This window comes from Microbacterium ureisolvens, assembly GCF_015278315.1.
Taxonomy (GTDB): domain Bacteria; phylum Actinomycetota; class Actinomycetes; order Actinomycetales; family Microbacteriaceae; genus Microbacterium; species Microbacterium ureisolvens.
This window is the reverse complement of sequence record NZ_JADIJE010000001.1, coordinates 259,436-281,735: the sequence shown is the minus strand read 5'-3', so window position 1 is coordinate 281,735 and position 22,300 is coordinate 259,436. Positions and strand designations below refer to the sequence as shown.

Here is a 22,300-nt window from a genome sequence, read left to right as displayed (position 1 = left end):
TGCGCAGATGAGGATGACGCGATGAGCACGACCGCAGCCACGAGTCCGGCCGGATCGAGCGTGGAGCTCGAGATCGGCGGGATGACGTGCGCGTCCTGCGCGATGCGGATCGAGAAGAAGCTGAACAAGCTCGACGGCGTGGCCGCCACGGTCAACTACGCCACCGAGAAGGCCAAGGTGACTGTGCCGGCCGGCTACGACCCGGCGCAGCTGATCGCCGAGGTCGAGAAGACCGGCTACACGGCGGTGCTTCCGGCGCCGCGGAAGACGGATGCCGCCGGCTCGGCCGATGCGGCCGGCGACGCGGATCCCGAGCTCGCGTCGCTGCGCACCCGGCTCGTCATCTCGATCGTGCTCACCGTCCCGGTCGTCGCGATGGCGATGATCCCGGCGCTGCAGTTCACGTACTGGCAGTGGGCCTCGCTGGCGCTCGCGGCGCCCGTGATCGTGTGGGGCGCGTTCCCCTTCCACAAGGCCGCATGGGCGAACCTCCGCCACGGCACGGCGACGATGGACACGCTCATCTCGATGGGCACGCTCACCGCGTTCCTCTGGTCGCTGTACGCGCTGTTCTTCGGCACGGCCGGCATCCCCGGGATGACGCACGGCTTCGAGTTCACGCTGGCGCGGACGGACGGCTCGGCCAACATCTACCTCGAGGTCGGTGCGGGGGTGACGGTCTTCATCCTCGCCGGACGCTACTTCGAGAAGCGGTCGAAGCGTCAGGCCGGCGCCGCGCTGCGGGCCCTGCTCGAGCTCGGGGCGAAGGACGTGTCGCTGCTGCGCGACGGCGTCGAGGGCAAGATCCCCATCGACGACCTCCGGGTAGGGGACGAGTTCATCGTCCGTCCCGGGGAGAAGATCGCGACCGACGGGATCGTCGTGTCCGGCACCTCCGCCGTCGACGCCTCGATGCTCACGGGCGAATCGGTGCCCGTCGAGGTCGCCCCCGGCGACCCGGTGACCGGTGCCACCGTCAACGCCGGCGGACGCCTGGTGGTGCGCGCGACGCGTGTCGGCTCCGACACCCAGCTGGCCCAGATGGCGCGGCTCGTCGAAGACGCGCAGACCGGCAAGGCCGAGGCGCAGCGTCTGGCCGACCGCATCTCGGGCGTCTTCGTCCCCATCGTGATCCTCATCGCCGCCGCGACCCTGGGCGCCTGGCTCGGGGCCGGCTTCCCGGCATCCGCCGCCTTCACGGCCGCGGTGGCCGTCCTCGTCATCGCGTGCCCCTGCGCGCTCGGGCTGGCCACGCCGACCGCGCTGCTGGTCGGCACCGGCCGCGGGGCCCAGCTCGGCATCCTCATCAAGGGCCCTGAGGTGCTGGAGTCCACCCGCAAGGTCGACACCATCGTGCTCGACAAGACGGGCACCGTCACGTCGGGCCGGATGAGCCTCGTGGACGTCATCGTCGAGCCCGGGACCGACCGCGCAGAGCTCCTGCGGCTCGCCGGCGCCCTCGAGGACGCCTCCGAGCATCCGATCGCACAGGCGATCGCGAAGGGCGCCCTCGCCGAGGTCGGCGCGCTGCCCGGCGTGGACGGGTTCGGCAACCTCGAGGGCAAGGGCGTGCAGGGCATCGTCGACGGGCACGCGGTGCTCGTCGGTCGAGAGGCGCTGCTCGCGGACTGGGCGCAGCAGCTCAGCCCGGCGACCGCGGACGTCAAGGCGCGGGCGGAGGGCGAGGGCAAGACCGTCGTCGCGGTCGGCTGGGACGGTGCCGCGCGCGGCATCCTGGTCGTCGCCGACACCGTCAAGCCCACCAGCGCGGAGGCCGTCGCGCAGATGAAGGCCCTGGGACTCACGCCGGTGCTGCTCACCGGCGACAACGAGGCCGTGGCCCGGCGCATCGCCGCGGAGGTCGGCATCGACGAGGTCATCGCCGAGGTTCTCCCGGCCGGCAAGGTCGACGTCATCGCCCGGCTCCAGCAGGAGGGCAAGGTCGTCGCGATGGTCGGCGACGGCGTCAACGACGCCCCCGCACTCGCCCAGGCGGACCTCGGCCTGGCCATGGGAGGAGGAACGGATGCCGCGATCGAGGCATCCGACATCACCCTCGTCCGCGGCGATCTGCGCGGCGCGGTCGACGCGATCCGACTGTCGCGGCGCACACTCGGGACCATCAAGTCGAACCTGTTCTGGGCGTTCGCCTACAACGTCGCCGCGATCCCCGTCGCGGCTCTGGGCCTGCTCAACCCCATGCTCGCCGGCGCCGCCATGGCGCTGTCGAGTGTCTTCGTCGTCGGCAACAGCCTTCGACTCCGCGGCTTCGCCGGCAGCTCCCGCCCGACCACCACCTGACCGGGCAACCAACCGAAGGAATTCTCGTCATGTCCAGCGTCGACACCCACACGCACCACGGCTACATCACCGACAAGGATCGCTACCTCAACCGGCTCAAGCGCATCGAGGGCCAGGCGCGCGGCATCTCGCGGATGGTCGACGAGGAGAAGTACTGCATCGACATCCTCACGCAGATCAGCGCCCTCAAGAGCGCCCTCGAAGCCGTCGCCGTCGGGCTCCTCGACGACCACCTCAAGCACTGCGTCGTGGACGCGGCCCGGGCCGGCGGTGAGGAGGCCGACCAGAAGATCAAGGAGGCCAGCGACGCCATCGCCCGGCTCGTGCGTTCGTAGCCGGACGGGCCGCGGCGTTCCGGGACCGTGATCGTCGGGTGAGGGTGCTCGGCCGGCCCGCTCGCGATGAGGCGAGCGGGCGCGCCGTTTGAGGTCTGCGCGGCGTCGCCTATACTCCACAGGAAGTATCCCCCCAACGTACGACGGCGTATTTGCCTGATACGGCGCCGTATCCCCGCCAGCGGGAACCCCCCTCCCGCCGTCCATCGGAGTGCATGTGGTTCAAGTGCAGCCGAACACGCCCGCCAATGGCGATTCGCCGACGCGAGCGGCCACACGTGCCGCGCAGCGCCGGCGACGCTCGCTGATCCTCTTGGGCGTCATCCTGCTCCTCGCCGTCGCGATCGCCGTCGTGCTCGGATTCCTGTTCCTGCGCGGCTCAGGCGATGACCCCCAGCAGGCGGCGGCGCCGTCGGCGGGCGAATGCGCGCCGGTGACTCTGCGTGTCACCGCCGACCCTGCCGTCGCAGGCGCGCTGGAGGCGATCGTCGCCGATCTTGCGGAATCGGACTCCGGCTGCCTCGAGGTGACGCTGCGAGAAGAGGACAGCGCGGTCACCGCCGCGGCGCTGGCCGCGGGTTCGGCCGCAGAGTTCGACGTCTGGGTGCCCGACTCCGCCATGTGGCCCAGTCAGGTCGCCGGACAGGCCGAGCTCACGGGCTCTGGCGCGGCGGAGATGGTCGTCAGCGATCCCGTCGCCACCACCCCGGTGGTCTTCGCGGCGACGGAGCCCACGGCTGCTGCCCTGCAGGCGCAGGGCGCGGGCTTCGCGAGCTTCACGGCGCGCACGGTCGCTGCCGTGCTGCCGGACCCGACCGCGGTCGCGGCCAGTTCCGCCGCGCTGCTGGCGCTGCAGACGGCGGTCGCCGGCGATGCCCGCACGTTCACCGCACTCGTCCTCGGCCTCGACACGGGCGTCGTCCCGACCGCGGCCGATGCCCTCGCCGCGGCATCCGCTGCGACCACGCCCACCGTCGCCGTCGCGACCGAGCAGGCGGTGCTGGAGTACGGCAAGGATGCGGCCGTGCCACTCGTGCCGATCTACCCCGCCGACGTGAAGCCCGTGGTGAGCATCCCCCTCGTGACGCTCGCCGACGCCTCGGACGAGACGCGGGAGGCGGTGGGAGTGCTGAGCGCCGCCATCGCGGACGGGAACGACCACCTCTCGGAGAACGGACTGCGAGATGCGGCGGGCAACGCGCCGGACTCGCTGCCGGACGACGCGGACGGAACCGCGGTGCCTGCCGACCCCGCCGACAGCGTCAACCAGGCCGAAGTCCTGCGGACCTGGCAGGTGCTGACCGCGCCCTCGCGGATGCTGTCTCTCAACGACGTCTCGGGATCGATGTTCCAGCCGGCGACAGCCGACATGCGCCGCATCGACCTGTTCGAGCAGGCCGCGGTCCGCGCCGTCAACTCGCTGTCGGCCGACTCGTCGCTGGCCACCTGGGTGTTCTCGAGCAGGCGCATCGGCGGCCAGGACTGGCAGGAGATCGTGCCGTTCGGCCCGCTCGGCGACCCCGCGCACAAACAGCGCACCATCGACACGGCCAACTCGCTCGACAGCCTGGTGGGCGGCGGCACCGGACTCTACGACAGCGTGCTCGCCGCCGTGCAGTACCTGCGCGACACGTACGTGCCGGGCCAGGTGCATCTCGTGCTGCTCAACACCGACGGTGTCAACGAGGATGACGACGGGCTCGACCTGCCGGGACTGCTCGCGGAGCTCGAGAAGCTGCGCGACCCGGCGAAGCCGGTCGCCGTCATCGCGATCGGCTACGGGCCCGACACCGACCAGGCGGCCCTCGAGCAGATCGCCGCGGCCACCGACGGAGCGGCGTACCAGGCGCTGCAGCCGACCGACATCGGCACCGTGCTGATCGACGCCGTCACCCAGCGCGGCTGCCGTCCGAACTGCGGCTGAGCGGGGCTCCACCCGGGGCTCCGCCTCGCCGCCCCGGGCGGCGGCGTCGGACGTGACGGCGGTAGCCGCGGCGGACGCCTCCGGGTACCGTGGACGCGCGCGGGGTCGGTGTTGCACCAGCCCCGGACTCCGGCGGCTTCGGAAGGATCCCGATGGATGAATCGACGAGCGGGACGGCCTGGATCTCGGCGGCGGAGTTCCACCGAGCGCCGGGGGTCTCCGACTGGCGTGTGGTCGGCACCGGACCGCAGGCGGTCTTCACGGCGGGCTCTCTCGACGACGCGGCGCGCCTGATCGGCCCGGTCGTCGAAGCCGCACGACGGTTCGGCATCCTGCCCGACATCGACCTGCGTCCCGAGGCGATCGTCGTGCGTGTTCCCTATCGCAGCACGGAAGGGATCCCCGCGGCCGCCCGGGAGTTCGCGGCGACGGTGGCGCAAGCGGCCGCCGGGCTGGGCCTGACGGCGGATCCATCGCTCGCGCAGTCGATCGGCGTCTACGTCGCCCAGCACTCCGAGGCCGACGTCCGTCCCTTCTTCGCGGCCGCGCTGGGGTACGAGCCCTTCGGCGACACGGACGCCGTCGACCCGCTCCGCTGCGGGCCCCAGCTGGCGTTCAATCCGATCACCGGCGATGCTCCGGGAAGGGGCCGGACGCACTTCGACGTCTTCGTGCCGGCGGCTCAGGCGCCAGAACGGGTGAGCGCCGCGCTCGCGGCCGGCGGACGGCTCGTCGACGACACCCACGCTCCCGCTTGGTGGTCGCTCGCGTCACCCGACAACCACGGCGTCGACATCGCGTCGTGGACGGACACCTACGACTGACGAGTCCCGCTGTCGGGATGACGGATGCCGCGCTGCGAGGACTCGCCGCAAGTGAGGGTCAGCCGCCGAACTCGCCGGTGAGGATGAGCGGCGTCTGGTTCTTGTTGCAGGCCTCGCTGATGGGTGCGATCGCCGCCCGGACGCCGACCGTCACGATTGCGCCGACGGTGCGATCGTCGCCGGCGACGAGGCCTCGCAGCTGCCCGAAGGCGGGTCGAAGCTCTGACTGCGAAGAGGCCGCCAGCGCGCTGAGATCGGCCACGGCCCGATCGACGCGCGACGCCCACTCGGTCGCGTCGAACGCGCTGTAGTGCGTGTAGCCGCTGTCGGCGTTGAAGATGGCGCTGTAGATCTCGGCGAACCGGCTGCAGTCGGCCGCGAGCGCACCGTCGTTGCCGAACTCGTCGGCCGAGAAGGTCGGCGTGGCGACCCACGGCACGCCGTCGGGGATCGCGACGCTCAGCGTGCCGTCGGTGAGTTCCGTGATCGGCCAGGCGAGCTCGCTGATCCCGTCGCAGTGGCCGGACACCGGCGCCTGCCCCATCATCATCGAGTCGCCGAGCTCCACCGAGAAGTAGCCGCCCCCGGCGCACTCGAAGTCGACGACGACCGAGCGGGCGTCCTCGGGGATCGGGAACTCCATCCCCGGAAAAGGGATCGGCCCGACTCCCGAAATGGCGTCGCCGGCGGACGCCGCGACCGCGGGCTCCGGTGTCGGGTCGGCCGGCGCCGAAGCCTGCGAGTCGGGCGCCGCGGCCTCCGCCTCGTGCTGCGACGCCGTGCAGCCGGTCAGGGCCACGCCCGCGAGCGCGAGAATCACCGCGGACAGTCGCGGAACGCGGATCGTTCGGTGGTCCGTCGCAGCCGTCATCGCTCTCCTTCGAGTCCCCAGGAGATGTCTACCAGGTGCGCCACGTCGTGCGCGCAGGGGGCTGTGAGCGGTGAGCGACGTCCGTGGCGTCACGTCGTCGCGGCCGGGCCTCCCGTCGATTCCCGCCAGATGATGCGCAGCAGACCGTCGGGCTTGTCAGGGGCGGGCTCCCCCCGCACAGCCGCGATGAGTCGGCGCATCGAATGGGCGCCGAGGCGCTCGCGGTCCTGAGCGACGCTCGTGAGCGAGGGCAGCAGGTAGGCGCTCTGATGATGGTCGTCCCAGCCGGTGATGCTGAGGTCTCCCGGCACCTTCCAGCCGCGCAGTGCGGCCGACCGGATCGCGCCGGTGGCGACGACGTCGTTGGCGGCGATCACCGCGAGCGGCGGCGCGTCATCGGGCAGCGCATTCAGCGCCTCTTCGCCGGAGCGCCCGCTCCAGTCGCCGTCGACGACACCGAGCGACTCCACCCCCAGTCGCTCGACGGTGGCGAGATACGCCTGACAACGAGCGCGGGCCGACGGGTAGTCCTGCGGGCCGGCGAAGTGCACGAAGCGACGATGACCGAGGGCGGCGAGGCGCTCCATCATCTCCACGACGGGCTGGGCGTCGGTGAACTCGCCGGTGACGTGCAGGTCGTCGTCGAGTTCGCCCACAGCCAGCACGACGGCGCCGCCCTCTTCGGCGGCAGGTGGCCGCAGGGGCGTGAAGGAGAGGATGCCCTCGTACTGGCGCGACGCGATCGCCTCGGCCAGCCGCTCGTCTCGGTCCGCGGCCGTCGGGGGGAGGCTCACCACCTCGACGACATAGCCCTCCTGCTGCGCCGCCGCGATCGCGCCGGAGAGCAGCGTCACCGGATACAGCGTCGAGATGGGTGCGACGACGGCCAAGCGCCCCGTGCGCTGGGTGCGCATCGACCGCGCCGCCAGGTTGGGGCGGTAGCTGAGTTCGGCCGCAGCCTGCAGCACTTTCGTGCGGGTCGCGTCGGAGATGCCGGGGCGTCCGGTGAAGACGAACGAGACCGTCGACTGCGAGACGCCCGCCAGACGCGCCACGTCGTGGCTCGTCGGTCGCTTCTCCATGTCCCTCCCTTGACTCGAGCACTCGCCGCACGGAAAACGCTTGACGGCGCGGCGTCCGTCTCCAGTATGATCTACTACGTCTTAGTAATACGTAGTAAAGAGCGAAGAGGCGACCAAGACATGCTCAGAATCGGAATCATCGGCACGGGCGGGATAGCGGATGCCCACATCCGCGGTTATCTCGCCTTCCCGGAGCACTGCGAGATCGTGGCACTCGCCGACGTGATCCCGGGCAAAGCCGCTCACAAGGCCGAGGCGTTCGGCTTCGCGGAGGCCGCAGCCTTCGACGATCCGCTGGCGATGATCGCCGAGGTCGCCCTCGACGTCGTGAGCATCGCGACGCCGCCGTCGACGCACGCGGCCCTGGCCATCGCCGCGCTCGATGCCGGCGTGAACGTGCTGGTCGAGAAGCCGATGGCGCCGTCGCTCGAGGAGTGCGACGCGATGCTCGCCGCCCAGGAGCGCTCGGGCAAGGTGCTGTCGGTGGTGGCGCAGAACCGGTTCCGCGACGATCTCATGACGCTGAAGGAGGTCGTGGAGTCGGGGCTGCTGGGCTCCATCTCGCACGCGCGCGTGGACTCCGCATGGTGGCGGGGCATGCCGTACTACGACCTGTGGTGGCGAGGAACGTGGGAGAAGGAGGGTGGCGGCTGCACGCTGAACCACGCCATCCACCACATCGACCTGCTGCTGTGGCTGCTCGGGCGGCCCACCGAGGTCACGGCGATGCTCGCCAACGCGCAGCACGACAACGCGGAGGTGGAAGACCTGTCGGTCGCGGTGTTCCGGTACGACCGGGGTCTCGCACAGCTGACGAGCTCGGTCGTCCACCACGGGGAGGAGCAGGAGATCGTGATCCAGGGTGCCGACGCGCGCGTCTCGCAGCCGTGGAAGGTGGTCGCCGAGCGCTCGCGGCCCGACGGATTCCCCGAGCGCGAGGGTGACAGCGAACTGGTCGCGCGCATCGAGGCCCTCGTCGAGGATCGCGCGCCCCTGGACCACCTCGGCCACGAGGGTCAGATCGGGGATCTGCTCACCGCGATCCGTGACGGCCGTGCGCCGATCGCCGGCGGCGTCGACGGCCGCAATGCCGTCGAGGTCGTCACCGCGATCTACAAGGCCGGGTTCGAGCGCGAGGTGGTCGCCCTGCCGCTTCGAGCGGACGACCCGTACTACCGCGCGGGGCAGCTGGTGGCGAACGCGCCGCACTTCTACGAGAAGCAGCGCTCGCTCGTGGAGGCGGCGTCATGACCGGCTCCTCCTTCCCCGGGGGCACCTCCCTTTCGCACCTCGACGTCTACGGCGACGCCGCTCCCGACGGCGTCTGCGGCGGCAGCCCCCACATGCACCTCGTGTCGACGGAGGCCTACGTGGTCGTCTCGGGCGAGGGTGCGCTGCAGACGATCGACGCCGGCGGCTTCCGCGAGACGACCCTGACGCCGGGTTCGGTCGTGTGGTTCACCCCGGGCACCATCCACCGCGCGGTGAACCGCGGGGATCTGCGCGTCGTCGTCCTCATGAGCAACGCCGGGCTGCCCGAAGCCGGCGATGCGGTGATGACCTTCCCCGCGCCGGTCGTCGCCGACCCGGCCGAGTACGCCCGCGCGGCGTCGCTGGGCGAGGCGGATGGCCGCACGGAGCGCGCGGCGCGACGGCGCGACCTCGCCGTCGCGGGCTTCGAGACGCTGCGGGATGCCGTCATCTCGGGGGATCGCCGTCCCCTCGATGCCTTCCACACCGCCGCCGGACGGCTCGTCCGTGAGCGAGCCGCGGCCTGGGCCGACCTCGTGCGGGAGCGTCCGCTCGCGCAGGCCGAGCAGTCGCTGGCGCTGGCCGAGGCGGTCGCGGCCGGATCGGTGGCGCACCTCGGTGACGCCCGGCTCCACGAAGCGATCGGCTCCTCGGGGGAGCGCGGGTTCGGCATGTGCGGACGACTGCGCACCTACGACGTCACCGACCAGGAGCGCGCATCATGACGCAGCCGTACACGTTCGACCCGCTTCCCGAGCCCGTCGTCAATCCCGGTGAGTTCGTCTTCGCCGCCGTCGGGCTCGATCACGGGCATGTCCACGGCATGACGGAGGGGCTCCTCGACGCGGGCGCGACGGTGTCGCTGGTCTACGACCCCGATCCCGCGAAGGTGGCCGACTTCCTCAGGCGCTTCCCCCAGGCTCGCGCTGCCGCGAGCGAGGAGGAGGTGCTCGGCGATCCCGACGTCCGGCTCGTCGCGAGCGCTCCTGTCGCCGCCGATCGCGGGCCGCTCGGCGTCCGCGTCATCGAGGCCGGCAAGGACTACTTCGCCGACAAGCCCGCCCTCACCACGTTCGATCAGCTGGAGGCGGCCCGCGAGGCCACCGCACGCACGGGTCGCATCTTCGCGGTCTACTACGGCGAGCGGGTCCACTCCGAGGCCGCCATCCTGGCGGGGCAGCTCATCGACCGGGGCGCGATCGGCACGGTGCTCCAGGTCGCGTCGTTCGGGCCCCACCGCGTGGGCACCGGAAGACCCGACTGGTTCTTCGACCCCGACCGCTACGGCGGCGTCCTGTGCGACATCGGCAGCCACAACTTCGAGCAGATGCTCTTCTACACCGGCGCGACGGACGGCGAGATCGTCAGCGCGACCGTGGCCAACTACGCCCACCCCGAGACTCCGGGCCTGCAGGACTTCGGCGATGCGCACGTCGTGCTCGACAACGGGATGACGGGCTACGTGCGGGTCGACTGGTTCACCCCCGACGGATTCCCGGTGTTCGGAGACGGGCGCACCCTCATCCTCGGCACGGACGGCTACCTCGAGCTCCGCAAGAACATCGACCTCGCCACCGACAACGGGCCCGGCCAGGTCCTGCTGGCCAACGGCGACGGGCAGTTCCGCTTCGACGCCCAGGGCAAGACCGGGTTCCCGTTCTTCGGCCGCCTGATCCGCGACTGCATCGACCGCACCGAGACGGCCATGACGCAGGCGCACGCGTTCAAGGCCGCCGAGCTGAGCATCCAGGCGCAGGCCGCCGCGCGAGTGCTCGCCGGCTGACCCCGCGACGCCGCCGGGCGCGGCATCCGTTCCGGCAGGAGACGGATGCCGCGCCCCGGCGCGTCGGTCACTCCCGGCGCCGGATCGCGGCGCACCTTGAAGCACGATCGCGTCGCGCGCAAGGGGGTTGCCGATCCGCCGGCGCGGGTGAGGCTGAGGGCGGGACGGCTGAAGATGCCGTGGAGCGGAGGGCCTCATGAACAGCCACGACACCGAGGCGATCGACGTCGTCGACGCACCGGGAGCACCGCGAACAGGTCGCAGCCGGCCGCGGCTGTACCCGAACGTGGTGCCGCGCGTGCACCGGCTCGAGCACGCCTACGTCAACTGCTATCTCATCGAGGAGAGCGGGGCGCTCACGATCGTCGACACCGCGCACCCCGCCACCTGGCGGGTCGTGCAGCGCGCCATCGAAGCCCTCGGACGCCAGGTGACCGATGTGCGGGCGTGCGTGCTGACCCACGCGCACTTCGACCACCTCGGATTCGCCCACCGCGCGATGAAGGAGTGGGGCGTTCCGGTGATCGCCCACGAGGAGGAGCGGTACATCGCGGCGCACCCCTACCGCTACGCGCACGAGAACCCGCGCGCGATCTACCCTCTCAAGCACCCGAAGGCGGTCCCGGCCCTCGCCGCCATGGTGCGAGCGGGGGCGTTGGGAGTGCGGGGCATCGAGGGGATCACGCGCATGGAGCCCGGTGAGATGCTCGACGTGCCGGGACACCCCACGGTCGTGTTCACCCCCGGTCACACGTTCGGGCACTGCGCGCTGTACCTGCCCTACGCCGACGCGGTGCTCAGCGGCGACGCGCTCGTCACGCGCAACCCTTACACGGCCGGCACCGGCTGCCAGATCGTGTCGGGGGCCGCTACCGCCGACAGCGGACAGGCGCTGGAGTCGCTGTCGCTCCTCGCCGAGACCGGTGCCGGCGTGGTGCTTCCCGGCCACGGTGACCCGTGGCGCGGCGGCTCGGCCCAGGCGGTCGACCTCGCGAGGGCGGCGGGCCGGTCGTAGCGGGCGAGGCTCGCGGGCCGGTCGCAGCCGGCTGCGTCGACGGGCCGCGCCGGCTCGGTGCGGCCTGGCCGACGGCCGCCGTTCGCACCGGCGGCTAGGTTGGAGCGATGCGGGAACTGTCGCCGGCCGGACTGGAATTCGTGCGCGAGCGGCACCTCGCCACCCTCTCGACGATGGCCCCGCGGGGCGGCATCCACGCGGTCCCTGTGGGCTTCACCCTGCACGACGGCGTGCTTCGCGTGATCACCTCGCGCGACTCGCAGAAGGTGCGCAACGTGCTGCGCGACGGCATGGCGACGATCAGCCAGGTCGACGGCGCGCGGTGGCTCGCCTTCCCGGGTGTCGCCACGGTGCACGACGATCCGGAGGAGGTGGCACTCGCGGTCGACCTCTACGCGCAGCGCTACCGGCAACCGAGGGTCAACCCGCTGCGGGTGGCGATCCAGCTCGCACCCGTCCGGATCATGGGAAGCAGCGGGCTCGTGCAGCCCGGCGGAGGAGAGGCATCGGCCTAGAACGCCGCCACCGGTCGCAAGAAGCGTGCGCCACCGTGCGCGGTGGGGCAGAATCGGCCGGATGGAGACCCTGGACGGACCCCGCATCGAGCGCCGCGAGGAGCGCTCGACCCTCGGCATCCGTCGTCGCGCGCCCTTCCGGGGGATGCTCGCCGAACGCGACCGCATGCTCGCAGATCTGATCGCGCGGCTCGCCGACCACGGCCTGGAGCCCGACGGGCCCTTCTTCCTGCGGCTGCACTCGGTCGACATGGCCGGTGAGATGGACATCGAAGTCGGCGTGTTCGCCGCCGCTCCCGGTGGCGCCGTCGTCGCGCCGGGCACCATCCCGGCGGGGGAGTACGCGGTCCTCGTGTACCGCAACCACTCGCTGCGGGCAAACCGCCTGCTGCAGGAGTGGGTCCGCGACAGCGGCCGCGAGTTCGACGTCGACTCCGCGCCGACCGGCGACCTGTGGGCGGCCCGCGTGGAGGCGTACCTCACCGATCCGCGCACCGAGCCGCGGAAGACCCGCTGGGTCACCGAACTGGCCTTTCTCCTGCGCTGATCGGCGCCCGCGCGACCGCCTGGCCTACTGGGTGGAACATCGTTTGAGGCCGTGATCGGCGAGAGCCTACATTCGCACCAACCCGAGGGTCGATCCGGGTCCCGCCACCCCAGGCGCCGCACCGGAGGCCGTCGTCGGCCGAGTGCGTGATCGCGCTTCGACTCCCCGCGGACCACCTCGAATGATCGAAGGAGATCACATGAGATCGCTACTACGCTCCGGCGTCGCTCTGGTCGCCGCGGCGGCGCTCGGTGCCGGCATCGTGCTCGCCGGGACGGCCACGGGTGCCGACAGGGGCAACGGCAACGGCAACGGCAACGGCCTGGGCGGGCAGCCCGCGACCGCCAGCCAGATCTACACGGATGAGATCAAGGATTACGGGGTCTGCCGCGGCGTCGACCCCGAGTGCTACAACGAATGGGGCAACGGCTGGACCGAGGGCGAGCAGAAGCGCATCCTCATCTGGAGCCGCACCGCGGGTCCGCGCCACGCGCACCTCGGCACGGCCCTCGGACCGGGCCTGAACCCGCCGCTGAACGCGAACAACGTGGCCCAGGCGGGCCTGAAGAAGTGGGCGGAGGAGCGCGGGATCGCGGTCGACTACACCGAGGACCTGGCGAGCTTCACCCGCCTGAACAACTACCAGGCGGTCGTCTTCCTGAGCTCGAACCGCGACACGCTCGACGACACCGCGCAGACCTCGCTGATGCAGTACATCCGGGGCGGCGGCGGCTTCGTGGGCATCCACAACGCGTTCGGCGCCGAGTACCACTGGGAGCACTACGAGGGGCTCCTGGGCGGCGCGAACTTCTACAACCACGGGCCCAACCGCGACGGCACGGTCGAGACCGTCAACAACCGGGATGTCTCGACGTCGTTCCTGCCGGAGACGTGGCCGTTCAAGGACGAGTGGTACAACCTCACGCCGTACCCGAGCTTCGTGAACGTGCTGCTCGAGGTCGACCAGGCGACGAGTGAGGCGACCGTGGCCGGCCACGGCGAGCACCACCCCGTCAGCTGGTGCCAGTACTACGACGGCGGCCGCTCGTGGCTGACCACGCTCGGTCACGACGTCGCGGCGTGGACCGACGCTCCGCTGCCGGGCGACGAGTTCTTCAAGCAGCACGTGATGGAGGGACTCGAGAGCGCGATGGGGATCAAGCCGTTCTGCACGGTCTGACCTCCGCCGGCCGCGTCGGCCGAATCTGACGCATGGGGCCCGGACACGCCTGCGAGGCGGTCCGGGCCCCTTTCGTCTCGGCGTGGGGCGGCTGCGCGGTGGCTCCCGGTGCGGATGTTCCACTGGGCGGGACCACGGGCCGCGGGGAGGGCGCTGTTGCTTGCCGCCCCGTCGAACTCGACGGATACTGCCCACATGCGATCCGCCCACAGGGACCAGCCCGTCTCGGTGCTCGACCGGATCCTCGCCATCCTCGAGACCGTCCGTGAAGCCCACGGCTCCACCACCGTCACCCAGCTGGCGCTGGCGACGGGAATCCCGAAATCCACCGTGTCGCGCCTGGTCGGCGATCTCGTCCGCCAGCGCTATCTCATGCGCGCAGCCGACGGCGTGGTCATCGGCCTGCGCCTGTTCGAACTGGGCGCGCGCGCCAGCACGCCGCGTCGGCTCAGCCTGGCGGCGCTCCCGGTCCTCGCCGAGTTGTCGAACGCCACCGGCGAGCACCTCAACGTCGCGGTGCAGGAGGGGTGCGAGATGCTCTCGGTCATCTCGGTGCGCGGACGACTCCGCCCGGTGCCCTCGCGTGCCGGGGTGCGGGTGCCATCCGTGACGACCGCTCTCGGCAAGGCTGTGCTGGCTTTCACGCCCGACGAGGAGGCCGTCGGCGGGGTCATGGCCGGCCTCGACCGGTACTCGCGCACCCGGTTCGAGCAGGAGCTGGCCGGCGTCCGGACCGACTGGTTCGCCGTGGACCGCTGCGAGACCTTCCCGGGTGTCGTCGGTGTGGCAAGCCCGATCCTGTCGCCCGAACGCGTGCCGGTCGCCGCGATCTCGGTCGCCGGCCCCGTGACCGACATGGACCCCACGCGCATGGCCCCGCTGGTGCGCCACGCCGCCCTCGCCCTCACCCACAGGCTGGCAGCCCAGGTCGCCTGACCGATGGCAGCGGAAAGCTTCACGGACTCCGTCGGCGTCCTCGACCGCATGACCGCCATCCTCGAGGCGTTCGACGAGGATGACCGCGGACTGGGGCTGTCGGAGCTCGCGGTCCGCGCGGGGCTGCCGAAGTCGACCGTCTCGCGGCTGGTCGCCACGCTGGTCCGGCAGCGGTACCTCGAGCGCGATGGGCGGCGGATCCACCTGGGCCTGCGCCTGTTCGAACTGGGCCAGCTCGCCGAACAGCCGCGCGAGCTGCGGATCGCGGCACTGCCGGTCATGGCCGAGGTGCGCAACCGGACCGGTGAGAACGTGCACCTCGCGATCCGCGACGGCGGGGAGATGGTGTGCCTCGCCGCGATGCGCGGCCGGTCCGGCACGCCGCTGGCGGTACGCACCGGCGGACGCCTCGCCGCGCACGCCACGGCGCTCGGAAAGGCGGTGCTCGCCCACGCGTCGCCCGACGACGTCGACGCGGTCGCGGCGCCGGGTCTCACCGCCTTCACGCCCGCGACGGTCGTCGACCCGATGCGGCTCCGGCAGCAGCTGGCGGCCATCCGATCGGGAGCGCCGGCGGTGGAGACGCAGGAGTTCGCCGCCGACGTGTGCGCGGTCGCCAGTCCCGTCGTCGCCCCTGCCGGCGGCGTCGTCGCCGCGATCTCGGTCTCGGGGACGGCGGAGGCCTTCGACCTGGAACGCTGGTCGGCAGCGGTGGATGCCGCAGCCCTGGCGCTGACTCACCGGCTGGCGCCGTCGGCCCGCGAGCCGGGCTGACGTGATCTCGGCCCGCGGCGGCGCAGCGGCCGACCTGATCTCAGCCCGCGGTGAGCGCACCGGTCGACGGGCGCGGGGCGTCGCGGTCCGTCATCGTGGCCACGACCAGGTCGCCGAGGAGCCGCCGATGCGAGTCCTGCAGCGACGGGTCGAGCATGTCGCGCCCGAAGATGGCCGCGAACGTGTGCCGGTTGGCGACATGGAAGCACGCGTAGGCGCTGATCACCATGTGCACGTCCACCGCGTCGACGTCGTCGCGGAACGTGCCGTCGGCCACGCCCCGTGCGATGACCTCCTGCAGGAGCGTGATGGCGGTGGCGTTCTCCTGGAGGATGGTCTGCGACTGGCGCAGGTGCTCGGCGCGGTGGATGTTCTCGATGCTGACGAGCTGGATGAACGCCTCGTGCGTCGTGTGGTGATCGTAGGTGGCGTGGGCGATCGTGCGCAGCGCCTCGGCGGGTGCCATCTCCTCGACGTGGATGCCGCGCTCGACGCGCCGGATCTGGGCGTAGACGCGCTCCAGGACGGCGAGGTACAGGCCCTCCTTCGAGCCGAAGTAGTAGTAGATCATGCGCTTGGTCGTGCGCGTCCGCGCCGCGATCTCATCGACGCGCGCGCCCGCGTAGCCGTTGGCGGCGAACTCGGCGGTGGCGACCTCGAGGATGTCGTCCTTCGTCCGGGCGGCGCGATCGGTCAGACCGCTGTCGCGCACCTCGCTCAGCCCACCCGTCACCGCAGGCTCCCTCCCGCGCTGGACTCCTCGGCGCTGATGAGCGCACGGAAGTGCCGCTGCATCCGTTCCCGGTCGGGCACCGCGCCCGTGATGATTCGGAGACTAGCGCACGCCTGGCCGACGGCCATGCGGCCGCCGTCGAGGGCGGCATGCCCTCGGGCGCGGGCGCTGCGGATGAGTTCGGTCTCGAGGGGGCGGTAGACGACGTCCGACACCCACGCGTCCGGGCGGAGCAGGTCGAGGTCGAAGGCGACGCCGGGGTGGTGCAGCATGCCGAGCGGCGTCGCATGGACGACCCCGCTCGCGCCGGCGATCGCTCCGGGAAGCTCGTCGGGTGCGACGGCGGTGACCTCCTGCGCGGGGAAGTGCGTGCGCATCCGGGCGACGAGGTCGGCGGCCCGGTCGGCGTCCACATCCGACAGATCCAGTCGAGCGGTCCCGTGTGAGAGGAGCGCATACGCGGTCGCTGCGCCGGCGCCGCCGCATCCGATCTGCACCACTCGGTCGAACGAGGCGCCCGGGAGTCCGTCCACGAGACCGTCGCGGTACCCCATCCAGTCGGTGTTGTAGCCGACCAGGCGCCCGTCGTCGAACACCACGAGGTTCACGGCCTGCAGGTGCGCGGCATCCGCGTCGAGATCGTCGACGAGGTCCACCACGAGCTGCTTGCACGGATGGGTGATGTTCATTGCGGCGAAGCCCGCCGCACGCGCCTCGGCGAGCAGGCCGCCCACATCGGCCGGCGGCCTACCGAGGGCGAGGAGGTCGAGGATGCGGTACTCGTAGTCGATCCCCAGTGCGCCGGCCTCCGCCTCGTGCATGGGAGGGGTGAGGGATGCCGAGATCCCCTCGCCGATCAGACCGACGAGGTATCGTCGCGGCGGTTCCGATACCGATCCGCGCGCGCTCGTGCGGTCGGTCACGAGGCCTCCGGCATCTCGAAGTCGACGGTCGCGAGCGAGAGCTTCACCGGCGCCGAGATGCGCAGCACTTCCTCGTGCGCGGGATGCCGCGTGTAGGCGGCGAGTGCGTCCAGGTCGTCGAAGTCGGCGACGATCGCGAGCTCATGCGACGCCGGACCGCCGAGGACGTCGGCGCCCACGCTCAGGCTGCGCAGCTGGGGGATCTGCTCCGGGAGCGCCCGCAGCAGCGACATCCAGTGCTCGCGCTCCTCTGCCGAGAACTCGGGGACGAAACGGAACACGGCGACGTGCCGGATCATGCTCGGGCCTCCTCTCCCGTGGCGAGGCGATGCTGGTACTGCGCGGCGAGCCGCACCGGCGCGTTGACTGCGCCGTAGCCGGCGTAGCCGTGCCGACGCTCGACGACCTCGAGGAACACGGTGCCGATCGGGTGCGTGTAGAAGTGGAGGAACTCGCCGGACTCGTCGCGGTCGTACATGACGTTGAGCTCACGCAGCTCGGCCAGCAGCTCCGGCTCGATCAGGTGGCGCGCCTCGATGTCGTCGTAGTAGTTCGCAGGGATGTCGAGCGGCCTGAATCCGCGGTCGCGTGCGGCCCGCGCGAGCGCCAGGACGTCACCGGTCGCGAACGCGATGTGCTGGGGCAGGATCGCGTCGTCGGCCGCGCCCGAAGGCACGAGGTTCAGCGCGATCCGGACGACGCCGTCGTCGCTGCGGAGCACCTGACTGCGCACGAGTCCGACCGGCGCGGCGACCTCGATGGTCGGCTCGGCGCGCAGGTCGAGCACCGAGAGGAAGAACAGCACCGCCGCGTCGAAGTGCTGCCAGGGCTGGGCGAGGTTGATGTGGTCGACGCGCTCGATGAGGTCGGCAGCTCCGTCGGGTGGGTGTCCGAACTCGCCCACCCACCGGGGCTCGTCCCCCGCGTCCGCGCCGAAGAAGACCTCGGAGCCGTCGGGCGTGCCCACGCCCACCAGCGGCTCGTCGCCGCTGCCCTCCTGCCGAGGCACCGCGGGAGCGAAGAGCTCCTCGGCGCGGCTCACCGCCGTGGCCGGATCGCCTACCGAGAAGCCGAGGCCGGCGACCGTCGGCTGGGCGCGATCGGAGTCGGGGGCGCCGAGCACGACGCGTGCGGCGCCCTGCGACCACAGTTCGACCGTCTTGGTGCGGTGCGAGCCGTGCGACCGGAAGCCCAGCTGGCCGAGGAGGCGCCGGAGGTCGGGCAGCTCGGTCGTCCGCAGCTCGACGTAGTTCACGTCGGTCGGCGGCTCGACGCGGGGAAGCGGGGCGGTCGGCATGCGCGCGGCGCGGCCGCCGGCACCGCGGCCGAGCGCCGCAGCCGCCTCGTGCTCCAGCCATCGCAGCGACCGCCGCCCGTCGATCGCCGTGGCGACGGGGTCGGTCTGCCGGAAGGTGTCGTTGAAGATCTCGAGCGATACCGGCCCGTCGTAGCCGGTGCGGATCAGATGGGCCATGAAGCGGCCCAGGTCGAAGCCGCCCTCACCCGGGAAGACGCGGTGATGCCGGCTCCACGAGAGCACGTCCATCGTCAGCAGCGGTGCGTCCGCCATCTGCACGAAGAAGATCTTCTCGGCGGGGATCGTCTCGATCGCCTCGGGGCTGTGGCCCTTGGAGAGGATGTGGAAACTGTCGAGGCAGAGGCCGATGGCCGGGTGGTCGGCGATGCGGACGATGCGCGCTGCAGTCTCGTAGCCGTCGACGAACCGTCCCCACGCCAGTGCCTCGTAGGCGACGCGCACGCCGAAGCGCTGCGCGAGGTCGCCGAGCTGCCGCAGCTGCGCCGCTGCCAGCTGCTCGTCGCCGCTGCGGGCGCTGGCGACGTTGCTGCACAGCAGCATCGTCTGGATGCCGAGGCGGTTCATGAGGGCGAACTTCGCCGCCGCACGGCGGAGGTTCTGCTCGAGCAGCTCCGGGCCGACCCCCTCGAAGTCGCGGAACGGCTGGTACAGGTCCAGCGTCAGGCCGAGCTCTTCTGCGCGAGCGCGGATGTGCTCGGGAGACAGCGGCGAGGCGACCAGATCGGGCTCGAAGATCTCCACGCCGTCGAAGCCCGCCGCCGAGGCGGCGGCGAGCTTCTCATCGAGGGTGCCGCTCAGGCAGACCGTGGCGATCGATGTGCGCATGGCGCCCTTCTGGGGCACCGACGCTGGTGCCCGCGTGATTCTCGGAACAGCATTGCATGGTTGTGTACTAACTAGTACGTTCGAAGCGAAGCGCGATCGACGACGATTCAAGCCGCTGGGAGGGGAAGCTCGATGGAGAGTCTCGCCGAATGGAACACGATTCCCGCTCGACAGGACGCACCGGTGTCGGTGCTCGACCGGATCATCGCGATCCTCGACGCCGCCAGGGAGTCCGGCGGATCGCTCTCGATCACCGACCTCTCCGCCCGCACGGGCCTTCCGAAGTCCACTGTGTCGCGGCTCGTGGCGGAGCTGACCGCCCAGCGGTATCTCGAGCGCACCGATGACGGGGTGGCCCTCGGGCTCCGCCTCTTCGAGCTGGGTGCGCGGGCCAGCGTGCCCCGGCGCTTGATCGGGGCCGCGGCGCCCGTCATCCGTCAGCTGCGTGAGGTGACCGGGGAGCGCGTGGGGCTGTGGGTTCAGCAGGGGACCGACATGGTGTCGATCGCCACCGTCGCCGGTCGCGTGCCGCTGCTTCCCACGCGCGTCGGCATGCGCTCACCCGCTCTGACGACGGCCAGCGGCAAGGCCTATCTCGCCTTCTGCGCCGACCAGGGCATCGTCGACCGCGTGAGCGCACCGCTCGCCGCCGCCGACGCCGACCACTTCCGCGACGAGCTGTCCTCCGTGCGGCACAGCGTGGTGGCGATGGACATGGGCGAGTCCTACCCCGGCATCCTCGCCGTCGCGAGCCCGGTGCTCTCGAACGACCGCGTCGTGCTGGGGGCGATCTCGATCGCCGGACCCAGCGGCGGCATGGACCCCGACCGCGTCGCCCCGCTCGTGCGCGCCGCCGGCACGAACGTGAGCCGCCGGCTCACCGCGGCCTAGCGATGCGCACAGCGGGGTGGACCGACTCGGTCACAGTGCTCGACCGCCTGACCGCGGTCTTCGACGCCTTCGGCGAGGACGACGAGGGTCTCGGCGTCTCGGAGCTCGCGCGGCGGGCGAACCTGCCGAAGTCGACGGTCTCGCGCATCGCCGGCGATCTGGTCGCGCAGCGCCTGCTCGATCGCGAAGGCGACAAGCTGTACCTCGGCGTGCGGCTGTTCGAGCTGGCGCAGACGGTGGAGAAGCCGCGACGGCTGCGGCATCTCGCGCTGCCGGTGATGACGGAGTTGCGCGACGTCACGGGTCACACCGTGAGCCTCGGCGTGCTCGACGGCTCCGATGTCGTGATCCTGGGCGTCGTGCGCGCCGCGGGCGGCTGTGCGCCGCCGGCGGGCATCGGCGGCCGGCTCCCGGCCCACGCGACAGCGCTCGGGAAGGCGCTGCTGGCGTTCTCGGCCCGTGAGGTCGTCGAGCGTATCGTCCAGGACGGGCTGCCGCAGCGGACGCCTCGCACGATCGCCGACGCCGCCGTGCTGGCGCGCGAGCTGTCGGATGTGCGCCGGCTCGGCGTCGCGACCGATGCGGAGGAGTGCGCCAGGGATCGCGTGTGCGCGGCAGCCGCCATCCTCGGTCACGGCGGTGCGCCGGTCGCGGCGCTGTCGGTGACGGCCGTCGCGTCGGCCGCGACTCCGGAGCGCCTGGCGCCGGCGGTCCGCGCCGCGGCGATGACCGTCAGCCGCCGTCTCGATCCCGCGCACCACGGCTGACACCGGCGGCCGACCCCGCTTCGCCGACCCTCCCCGCCGGTCACCCGGGCCGGCGAGCCGAGCGCAACGCCGATGCCCGGTGCCCGCACACGAGCAAGGGGGTGGGCGCCGGTGCGCCCACCCCCTCGTCTCGGGTCGGTCGGGTCAGCCCGCGGTCTCGCGGATCGCCTCGTAGGCCTCGAGGTTCTCACCGGTGAAGTAGCCGCCGAAGAACTCCTCGGCCTGGCTGATGAAGGCATCCATGTCGATGTCCTCCGTCTCGACCACGGTGAAGTTGTCGTCGCCGCGGTACTCGTCGAGGATCTCCTCGGTCGCCTCGTCGACGCAGTCGCGGTTCTCGGGGCGGATCTCGTGGATGGTCTCCTCGAGGAGGGCCGCCTGCTCGTCGCTCATCTTCTCGTAGGTCTTGTCGCTGACCAGGATCCAGTGGATGCCGACGTTGTGGTTGTTGAGGATCGCGGTGTTGAGCACCTCGTCGTAGCTGGACGACCTCGTCGCCACGATCGGATTCTCCTGGCCCACGGCGATCCCCTGCTGGAGCGCGGTGTAGACCTCTTCGACAGCGACGGAGACCGGGTTGGTCACACCGAGCGCCTCGGCGTTCGCCAGGAAGATCGGCGAGTTCGGGAAGCGGATGGGCACGCCCGCGAGGTCGTCCGGGCCCGTGACCTCGACATCCTTCGTGGTGAAGGTGCGGTTGCCGAAGAACCAGCCGTCGACGATGTTGACGCCGGTCGCCTCATGGAAGCCGGTGAAGAGGTCCTCCGAGCTCTCGTCGATCCACTGGAAGGCGTGGTCCACGTCGTCGAACGCGTACGCCGCGTCGACCACGCCGATGGGCTCGTAGGTCGCGCTCAGCGCCGACGCCCCCTGCAGGTCGATGTCGATGTCGCCGGCCTGCACCTGCGGGAAGCGGTCCGCGTCGGGTCCGAGCTGGCTGGCGGGATACAGGTCGACGGTGAATCCCATGTCGGCCTCCTCCAGCCGCTCCTTGAGCAGCTCGACGCCGCAGAAGTAGTTGGGCGTCTGCTCGTTCTGGCTCGTGGCGACCGTGAGGGTGACCGGGCTGTTCTCAGAGGCGCCGACTCCGTCGCCGGTCTCTTCGGGGGCGGCGTCGCCTCCGGCGCAGCCGGTGACGACGAGGGCTGTTGCGGCGAGCACCGACGCGGCGAATCGGCGTCGGCGCGTCGAGCGGGCTGTGCTCATGGGACTCTCCTCTGTTCTGTGCACGTCCTCGTGCAAGCTCTGACGTGACATTCGTTGGCCGGAGCGGGACTTCGGGTCGACATCGTTCGCACGGGAGTTCGTCGTCGACCACGATGTCACGTTTCGGCCCGGTGGCAGTGCCGACTCTGACCGACTTCGAACGGTTCGCAAAGCGATGTCCCGGCGAGTGGAACATGCGCGTTCCCGCTCGCCCGGAGGGCTCGCCACCACTGAATGGAACGCTTGGCCGGCCCCGGCCGACGGTGTCGTACGCTCGGTCCGCACGCGCGCAGACGGTC

The 22,300-nt window shown here is 71.4% G+C and carries 22 protein-coding genes; 15 read left to right on the top strand and 7 right to left on the bottom strand.

What is annotated here, in order from left to right; genetic code table 11:
- The first annotated feature begins 21 nt into the window (after positions 1 to 21).
- The 4 genes from IM767_RS01155 (at position 22) to IM767_RS01140 (ending at position 5,384) form a co-directional block, all read left to right on the top strand.
- Positions 22 to 2,301: a heavy metal translocating P-type ATPase gene (locus IM767_RS01155; protein WP_109209584.1), complete on the top strand. Its 2,280-nt coding sequence runs from the start codon at positions 22 to 24 to the stop codon at positions 2,299 to 2,301.
- A gap of 29 nt (positions 2,302 to 2,330) precedes the next feature.
- On the top strand, positions 2,331 to 2,636 hold the full coding sequence (locus IM767_RS01150; RefSeq protein ID WP_109209583.1) for a metal-sensitive transcriptional regulator: 306 nt from the start codon (positions 2,331 to 2,333) through the stop codon (positions 2,634 to 2,636).
- A 217-nt stretch (positions 2,637 to 2,853) separates the two neighbouring features.
- Positions 2,854 to 4,560, top strand: coding sequence for a vWA domain-containing protein (locus tag IM767_RS21100; protein WP_162564231.1), 1,707 nt, complete (start codon positions 2,854 to 2,856; stop codon positions 4,558 to 4,560).
- Positions 4,561 to 4,712: 152 nt separating this feature from the next.
- Entirely contained in the window at positions 4,713 to 5,384 is a 672-nt protein-coding gene (locus IM767_RS01140) for a VOC family protein (RefSeq protein WP_109209581.1), read from the top strand.
- Between the two features lie 58 nt (positions 5,385 to 5,442).
- On the opposite strand, the gene IM767_RS01135 is transcribed toward IM767_RS01140, so the two are convergent.
- Together IM767_RS01135 and IM767_RS01130 are read right to left on the bottom strand one after the other, a co-directional pair.
- Complete coding sequence (locus tag IM767_RS01135) at positions 5,443 to 6,255, bottom strand: hypothetical protein (protein WP_109209580.1); 813 nt, start codon at positions 6,253 to 6,255, stop codon at positions 5,443 to 5,445.
- Between the two features lie 89 nt (positions 6,256 to 6,344).
- Positions 6,345 to 7,337: a LacI family DNA-binding transcriptional regulator gene (locus IM767_RS01130; RefSeq protein WP_109209579.1), complete on the bottom strand. Its 993-nt coding sequence runs from the start codon at positions 7,335 to 7,337 to the stop codon at positions 6,345 to 6,347.
- 120 nt (positions 7,338 to 7,457) lie between these two features.
- Between IM767_RS01130 and IM767_RS01125 the strand changes: the two genes are divergently transcribed.
- From IM767_RS01125 to IM767_RS01085, 9 genes are all read left to right on the top strand, one after another.
- On the top strand, positions 7,458 to 8,588 hold the full coding sequence (locus IM767_RS01125) for a Gfo/Idh/MocA family protein (RefSeq protein WP_109209578.1): 1,131 nt from the start codon (positions 7,458 to 7,460) through the stop codon (positions 8,586 to 8,588).
- Positions 8,585 to 9,313 (top strand): cupin domain-containing protein, encoded by a 729-nt coding sequence (locus IM767_RS01120; protein WP_109209577.1) that lies wholly within the window; start codon positions 8,585 to 8,587, stop codon positions 9,311 to 9,313. Before IM767_RS01125 ends, IM767_RS01120 begins: the two co-directional genes overlap by 4 nt.
- Positions 9,310 to 10,371 (top strand): Gfo/Idh/MocA family protein, encoded by a 1,062-nt coding sequence (locus tag IM767_RS01115; RefSeq protein WP_109209576.1) that lies wholly within the window; start codon positions 9,310 to 9,312, stop codon positions 10,369 to 10,371. The genes IM767_RS01120 and IM767_RS01115 overlap by 4 nt, the downstream gene beginning before the upstream one ends.
- Positions 10,372 to 10,567: 196 nt before the next feature.
- Positions 10,568 to 11,386 (top strand): MBL fold metallo-hydrolase, encoded by an 819-nt coding sequence (locus IM767_RS01110; RefSeq protein ID WP_109209575.1) that lies wholly within the window; start codon positions 10,568 to 10,570, stop codon positions 11,384 to 11,386.
- A gap of 107 nt (positions 11,387 to 11,493) precedes the next feature.
- Positions 11,494 to 11,901 (top strand): PPOX class F420-dependent oxidoreductase, encoded by a 408-nt coding sequence (locus IM767_RS01105; protein WP_109209574.1) that lies wholly within the window; start codon positions 11,494 to 11,496, stop codon positions 11,899 to 11,901.
- A gap of 61 nt (positions 11,902 to 11,962) precedes the next feature.
- Complete coding sequence (locus tag IM767_RS01100; RefSeq protein ID WP_109209573.1) at positions 11,963 to 12,448, top strand: GyrI-like domain-containing protein; 486 nt, start codon at positions 11,963 to 11,965, stop codon at positions 12,446 to 12,448.
- Positions 12,449 to 12,647: 199 nt separating this feature from the next.
- Entirely contained in the window at positions 12,648 to 13,628 is a 981-nt protein-coding gene (locus IM767_RS01095; RefSeq protein ID WP_109209572.1) for a ThuA domain-containing protein, read from the top strand.
- A gap of 195 nt (positions 13,629 to 13,823) precedes the next feature.
- A complete protein-coding gene (locus tag IM767_RS01090; RefSeq protein WP_162564230.1) occupies positions 13,824 to 14,564 on the top strand; it encodes an IclR family transcriptional regulator in 741 nt (246 codons plus the stop codon).
- A 3-nt stretch (positions 14,565 to 14,567) separates the two neighbouring features.
- On the top strand, positions 14,568 to 15,338 hold the full coding sequence (locus tag IM767_RS01085; protein ID WP_109209570.1) for an IclR family transcriptional regulator: 771 nt from the start codon (positions 14,568 to 14,570) through the stop codon (positions 15,336 to 15,338).
- A 40-nt stretch (positions 15,339 to 15,378) separates the two neighbouring features.
- Here IM767_RS01085 and IM767_RS01080 read toward each other — a convergent pair whose 3' ends face one another.
- The 4 genes from IM767_RS01080 to IM767_RS01065 are packed head-to-tail and all read right to left on the bottom strand — an operon-like array spanning position 15,379 to position 19,137.
- A complete protein-coding gene (locus IM767_RS01080; protein ID WP_239453223.1) occupies positions 15,379 to 16,071 on the bottom strand; it encodes a TetR/AcrR family transcriptional regulator in 693 nt (230 codons plus the stop codon).
- Positions 16,068 to 16,994, bottom strand: a complete 927-nt coding sequence (locus IM767_RS01075) for a shikimate dehydrogenase (RefSeq protein ID WP_109209569.1) — start codon at positions 16,992 to 16,994, stop codon at positions 16,068 to 16,070. The genes IM767_RS01080 and IM767_RS01075 overlap by 4 nt, the downstream gene beginning before the upstream one ends.
- Positions 16,991 to 17,293 (bottom strand): Dabb family protein, encoded by a 303-nt coding sequence (locus IM767_RS01070; protein ID WP_109209568.1) that lies wholly within the window; start codon positions 17,291 to 17,293, stop codon positions 16,991 to 16,993. The genes IM767_RS01075 and IM767_RS01070 overlap by 4 nt, the downstream gene beginning before the upstream one ends.
- Complete coding sequence (locus tag IM767_RS01065) at positions 17,290 to 19,137, bottom strand: bifunctional sugar phosphate isomerase/epimerase/4-hydroxyphenylpyruvate dioxygenase family protein (protein ID WP_109209567.1); 1,848 nt, start codon at positions 19,135 to 19,137, stop codon at positions 17,290 to 17,292. Before IM767_RS01065 ends, IM767_RS01070 begins: the two co-directional genes overlap by 4 nt.
- A gap of 132 nt (positions 19,138 to 19,269) precedes the next feature.
- Between IM767_RS01065 and IM767_RS01060 the strand changes: the two genes are divergently transcribed.
- A complete protein-coding gene (locus IM767_RS01060) occupies positions 19,270 to 20,028 on the top strand; it encodes an IclR family transcriptional regulator (protein ID WP_109209566.1) in 759 nt (252 codons plus the stop codon).
- 2 nt (positions 20,029 to 20,030) lie between these two features.
- The gene (locus tag IM767_RS01055) at positions 20,031 to 20,795 is read left to right on the top strand and encodes an IclR family transcriptional regulator (protein WP_109209565.1); all 765 of its coding nucleotides are present in this window, start codon (positions 20,031 to 20,033) and stop codon (positions 20,793 to 20,795) included.
- A gap of 144 nt (positions 20,796 to 20,939) precedes the next feature.
- On the opposite strand, the gene dctP is transcribed toward IM767_RS01055, so the two are convergent.
- Positions 20,940 to 22,001: a TRAP transporter substrate-binding protein DctP gene (gene dctP, locus IM767_RS01050; RefSeq protein ID WP_162564229.1), complete on the bottom strand. Its 1,062-nt coding sequence runs from the start codon at positions 21,999 to 22,001 to the stop codon at positions 20,940 to 20,942.
- Positions 22,002 to 22,300: the final 299 nt, after the last annotated feature.